Genomic DNA, 4,404 nt, shown 5'->3' with positions numbered 1-4,404 from the left:
GTACTGCCGTAGCCGACGAGCGACATGCACCTGCCAGGTCAGCTCAGGTGATGGACTTCTTGCAGCCCGTAAACCGGCGTCTCGATACCTTCACAACGCGCCTTAAGCTGCAGCGCCAGGTATAGCGAGTAGTGACGCGACTGGTGGAGGTTGCCACCGTGGAACCAAAGCCCCGGCTGTTGGGTTGGCTTCCACATATTGCGCTGCTCGCCCTCCCACGGACCCGGATCTTTGGTGGTGTCCGAACCCAAGCCCCATACTTTGCCGACCCGGTCAGCCACTTCTTGACCCATCAGGTCCGCTGCCCAGCCGTTCATTGAGCCATAGCCCGTGGCGTACACGACGACGTCAGCTGGCAGTTCGGTGCCGTCGTCGAGCACCACCGACGTCTCCGTCAGATGGTCCACTCCCCCCTTCGCCAACTTGATGGTTCCGTTCGCGACCAGCTCACATGCGCCGACGTCAATGTAATAGCCCGAGCCTCGGCGCAGGTACTTCATGAACAGGCCCGACTCGTCGTCACCAAAGTCGAGGTCAAATCCGGCGTCCTCAAGGCGCTGGTAGTACTCCTTGTCGCGAGCACGGATCTCGTCGTACAGGGGAATCTGGAACTGGTGCATGATCTTGTACGGCAACGACGCGAAGGTCATATCGGCCTTCTTCGTGGTCATCCCGTCGGCCACCGCCTGCTCGCTGTACAGCGCGCCCAGACCGATCTCCATCAGCGACTGCGACCGCACAATGTGCGTCGAGGACCGCTGCACCATGGTGGTGTCGATGCCCGATTCGACGAGCGCCTTGCAAATGTCGTGCGCGGAGTTGTTGGCACCGATGACCACGACCTTCTTACCGACAAAGCCGTCCGGACCCGGATGCTGACTGGAGTGGTGCTGTTCACCGGCGAACACGTCTTGCCCGGTGAACTCGGGAACATTGGCCTTGCCCGACATGCCGGTGGCCAGCACCAGCTGTGTTGGGTACAGCGTCATGGGCTCGCCGTCTCGGACTACCTCGACCGTCCACCGTCCAGCCGCTTCGTCGTAGGTGGCGGACTGGCATTCGGTGCGACTCCAATAGGGCACCTCCATCACCTTGGTATAGAACTCCAGCCAGTCACCGACCTTGTCTTTCGGAGCAAAAACCGGCCAGTTCGACGGGAACGGCAGGTACGGCAGATGGTCGTACCAGACGGGATCGTGCAGGCAGAGGGTCTTGTACCGACCGCGCCACTGGTCACCGGGGCGGTCGTGCTTGTCGACGACGATCGACGGAACACCGAGCTGCCGAAGTCGTGCACCGAGGGCGATGCCACCTTGCCCGCCGCCGATCACCAGCACATAGGGCTGGACAGTCCGACCAAGTTCCGCCTCTTCCGCTTCACGCTTTTCCGCCCACGACCGTCGGTCGGGGTCGCTGCCGTGAACCGCGCCGAGTGGCCTCGAGAATCCCTGCGGCTCCTCGTGGTCGGAAAGCTCCTGCAGCGTGGTGAGCAGCGTCCACGCTCGGTCAACACCATCGTCGTCGGTGCGAACGCGGACCAGTCCGTCACCGCGACCGACGGCCGTCGCGAACGCTATGAACGCGGCGGCCACACCGTCATCCTCGGTGGCGTCCCCGGTGCGGGCAAACCCATTCGCAGCCGTCTCCCGCTGCCGAGCAGCGAGCATGTCGATGATTTCCGCTCGCCCTTCGACGGTCTTGAGGTTCCACGTGAAGGCGACGAGGTCGCGCCAGTACGAGTCGGCGACAAACAGGTCCGCGACCGCGCTCGGGTCGCCAGAGGCCAACGCCGTGTTGAACCTTTCGAGCCAGGCGTCGACCCGATCGTTCGGGGTCTGTTCGCACACCGAGGCCGGACGATCAATTGTCTGCGTCATGGGAGTGTCCTTTCACTGCCGCGTCTTATTCATGTGACTCACAGCACACTCGCCATTGACTGTGACGACAAGGGTTGCAGAGGGTTGCAGTCCGCTTGACCCGTAGCGATATCCACGCGAGGCTAAGACTGGATGTGATGCAGCGCACGATTGGAGGTGACGTGGATGAGTCAAGCAGGGCTACCGACTTCCCCGGAGCCGGCGCTGTCGAGCGGCGACGATCCCCGCGAGTTCGCGGCGGTGCTGCATGCCATGTACGACGCCGCAAGGTCAGGCGGGCAACTGCCTGCGCGTCCGCGCTCGGTCATCGGTGAGTCATGGGAGCGGGCGACCGATGCTGGCGTCGACCCCGAGCATGGTCGCCCCGTCGTTCCTCTCGAGATATCGACCGTCGAGCAGCGTCGCGTTGAATCGGGGCTCGAAAGCATCCTCGAATCGGTCACCGGCGGCCTCGACATCCTCCTCTCCGGAGGAGAAAACCTCTTGGTCATCGCCGACGCAACCGGTCACGTCCTGTGGCGGTCCGGCGGTCCGTCAGCACTTCGTCGCGCTGACAGACTCGGCTTCAGCGAGGGCGCTTCGTGGTCGGAGAAAGCCGTCGGAACCAATGCGATCGGAACGGCGCTCGCGACCCGACAGGCCGTTCAAATCTTTTCCGCCGAACACTTCGTCCGCACACACCACTCTTGGACTTGTACCGGCGCGCCGATCCGCGATCCTCAATCCGGAGACGTGCTGGGTGTGGTTGACGTGAGTGGGCCAGCCTCGTCAATCCACCCAACTACCCTGGCGCTCGTCGACTCTGTCGCGCGGCTCGCCCAATCCCAACTTCGCGACGCGCACCGCATGCACCTTGATGTTCTCCGTAGCGTCGCCGCACCCATCTTGGCCCGGGTCGGCGCCCCCGCCGTTGCTGTCGACCCGCACGGCTGGGTTGCGGCCATCGACCGCCTTGCCCCTCGGCCGCGGATCGCATTGCCACGATCTCTTCGTGCAGGACAGCAAGACATTTCCGGAATTGGACTCTGCGATGTGGAACCGCTGCCCGGCGGGTGGCTACTCCGCCCAATCGAGGCTGGTACCTCCTCGACCGGCGTCACGGTCCGCATCTCTCGTGAGCAAGACGGGCCGTCGACCGTCCAGGTTGATTCGATGCGCGGTTCGTGGGTCGTAACTCCATCACCCCGGCATTTGCAGATCATCGAGTTGCTAGCCGCCCACCCGGATGGCCTCACGGCGGCGCAATTGTCGGCACACCTCTTTGGCGACCCCGCGCGCTCGGTCACCGTGCGGGCGGAAGTGTCGCGGCTGCGGAAACAATTCGGCAGCCTGATCGCGACAGGACCGTATCGTTTCAGTTCGAGTGTCACCGTAGTGTCGTAACATTGCGTGCCCGCCGCCACAGCGCCGCGACCGTCACGATCTGACCTCAGATACGAGGGGCGTTTGGTGCTGAGATGAGTCGTCGGCGATAGCCTGTAACAGGAAACGGCCTATATCTTAAAAGGAGTCGCATGTTCGTCGTCGCGCAGATCAGCGATCTCCATTTCGATGGCAGCACCGAACACCGCAAACGGGTGGAAGCGGTGATGGATTACCTCAATGGTCGCTGCGGTGGGCCGCGCAATATCGATGCCCTCCTGGTCACCGGCGATTTGGCCGACGAAGGCCTTCCCGAGGAGTACCGCGAAGCGGTTGAGACCCTGTCCACCGAGATCCCCACCCTCGTGACGCTTGGCAACCACGACAGTCGATCCGCCTACACTTCGGTAATCCAGGGGGCCGAGTGCAGCGAGCCGGTGAACTCGGCACTGCGCTTATCCGGACTGCTGGTGCTGGCGCTCGACTCTTCGATCCCCGGCCGCTCCGATGGTTACCTGTCGCGGCCGACTCTCGACTGGGCACGCACCCAAATTGCTGAAGCTGGACTCGACACCGACGTTCTCATTTCGTTCCACCATCCCGCCGTCGCCGTCGGCATCCCGTTCATTGACGACCGCAGGCAACTCGATCCCGAGCTGCTCGCCGAGTTCATCGGTGAGCACCCGAACATCGTCGGTTGCGTCACCGGTCATGCCCACACACCTGCGGTCACCATGTTTGCTGGCCGCCCGCACGCGGTCGTTGGCGGTGTTGCGTCAACTTTGAGCCTCCCATTCGAAGGCACCGAGATCGTCAACCCGGTTCAGCGCCCAAACGTCGCCTTCCACCTCATCGACGACGATCATCGCCTGACCACCCACTTCAGGAGCGTCCCGCACTAGGCTGCCCACCTCAGCGTTAGGACTTAAGCCGCCACTTCCGGCCGGGTTCGATGGTTCGTTACTCGGCGAGCCGTGCGGCAGTCGTTGTTGGCTTGGTGCGGGACTTTGCGCGCCGAGGGCTATTCGCGGCGTGTCTGCTTGTTCGGCGTGTCGTCGGGGCATGGTCAGAACGGCGGAGTGCCTTCCTGTGGCGACGTCCGGGCTGCCTCCTGCTCGCGGATGCGGCGGTTCGCTGCCCGGCGGGCCATGCGGTAAGCGTGCTT

Annotated in this window: 3 protein-coding genes; 2 read left to right on the top strand and 1 reads right to left on the bottom strand. The window is 63.4% G+C overall.

From position 1 onward, the window contains the following. Positions 1-38 precede the first annotated feature (38 nt). Positions 39-1,877 carry an NAD(P)/FAD-dependent oxidoreductase gene (locus WBA38_RS11735; RefSeq protein ID WP_424296715.1) on the bottom strand — a complete coding sequence of 613 codons (1,839 nt, stop codon included), beginning with the start codon at positions 1,875-1,877 and terminating at the stop codon, positions 39-41. 165 nt (positions 1,878-2,042) lie between these two features. On the opposite strand from WBA38_RS11735, the gene WBA38_RS11730 reads away from it, so the two are divergent. After that, positions 2,043-3,260: a GAF domain-containing protein gene (locus WBA38_RS11730; RefSeq protein ID WP_424322765.1), complete on the top strand. Its 1,218-nt coding sequence runs from the start codon at positions 2,043-2,045 to the stop codon at positions 3,258-3,260. Positions 3,261-3,391: 131 nt separating this feature from the next. After that, positions 3,392-4,141, top strand: coding sequence for a metallophosphoesterase family protein (locus tag WBA38_RS11725; RefSeq protein ID WP_424296711.1), 750 nt, complete (start codon positions 3,392-3,394; stop codon positions 4,139-4,141). The last annotated feature ends 263 nt before the right edge of the window (positions 4,142-4,404 follow it).

This window comes from Gordonia sp. (in: high G+C Gram-positive bacteria), from assembly GCF_049647785.1.
GTDB lineage: Bacteria > Actinomycetota > Actinomycetes > Mycobacteriales > Mycobacteriaceae > Gordonia.
This window is presented reverse-complemented; position numbering and strand designations above follow the sequence as displayed.